Raw genomic sequence first — 1,034 nt, 5'->3', positions numbered from 1 at the left:
GACCACGGCGGCGCCGCCGGCGGCCGGTGAGCCGATCGACGCTCCGGCTGCCCGACCGAGGTGGGGAGAGCAGATGGACGACGGCGGGCTCGGGTCCGTGCGGGACAGCTTCCGCGACTTCGCGCACCGGCAGGCCGCGGGGGTGTCACCGCTCTACGCCCACCTCGCCGAGAACGCCGCCGACGACGACGAGGTGCTCCGGACGGTGGCCGGTCTGCCCTCGGAACAGCCCCGTCCCGAGGCCCTGTTCGCGGCGGCGCACCGGTTGCTGACCGCCGAGCCCTGGTTGCCGCTGGCCGGTTACTACCCGGACCTCGGTGGTACCTCGGGGCCCGACGGCTCGACGTGGCCGCTCTTCCGGGAGTTCGTCCTGGCCCGGTCCGAGCGGATCGGCGCGCTCGCGGCCAGCCACCCGGTGCGGCACAACGAGATCACCAGGGCCGCGCTGCTCTACCCGGCCCTGGCCGTGCTGGCCTCGGAGACCAGGAAGCCACTGGGGCTGGTGCACCTCGGCGCCGAGGCGGGGCTGCTGCTCGGCGTCAACCACTACCACCACCGCTACCAGGGCGCCGAGGTCGGCGAGCTGTCCGCCGGTCCCGCCGCAGCACGGGTCCGGTTGCGGTGCGCGCTCGAACTGGCTCCCGGCGCGAGGTTCCCCGCTCTCCCCAGGTCACTGCCGCTCGCCGCCACGATCGGGGTGGATTCGCGGCCACCGAACCTGGACGACGACGAGGATGTCGCCTGGTTGGAGGCATGTGTGTGGGCCGACCAACCCGACTGGTTGGCCAAGATGACCTTGGGTTTCGCCGCGCAGCGTAAGAACCCACCCGAAATGGTGAGCAGCGATCCGGTGGCGGGTATCGCCACGGCGATCAACAGGGTTCCCCCGGATGCGGTTCCCGTGGTGCTGACCAGCGATCCCTGGTGGGCGGAACCGGCCACCGCGACCGTGCACCTCACCGCGCTGGCCACCGAGCTGGCGACCCTCGGCCGGCAGCGTCCACTGTGGTGGCTAAGCCATGACCCGCTTCACG

The 1,034-nt window shown here is 72.4% G+C and carries 1 protein-coding gene; it reads left to right on the top strand.

Translation table 11 applies throughout. The features are described 5' to 3' along the window. Nucleotides 1-73: 73 nt before the first annotated feature. Nucleotides 74-1,034, top strand: a 961-nt coding sequence (locus tag ACTIDRAF_RS0225380) for a DUF2332 domain-containing protein (protein WP_016701456.1), incomplete at its 3' end; no start/stop codon positions are given.

The organism is Actinoalloteichus spitiensis RMV-1378 (genome assembly GCF_000239155.1).
GTDB lineage: Bacteria > Actinomycetota > Actinomycetes > Mycobacteriales > Pseudonocardiaceae > Actinoalloteichus_B > Actinoalloteichus_B spitiensis.
This window is presented reverse-complemented; position numbering and strand designations above follow the sequence as displayed.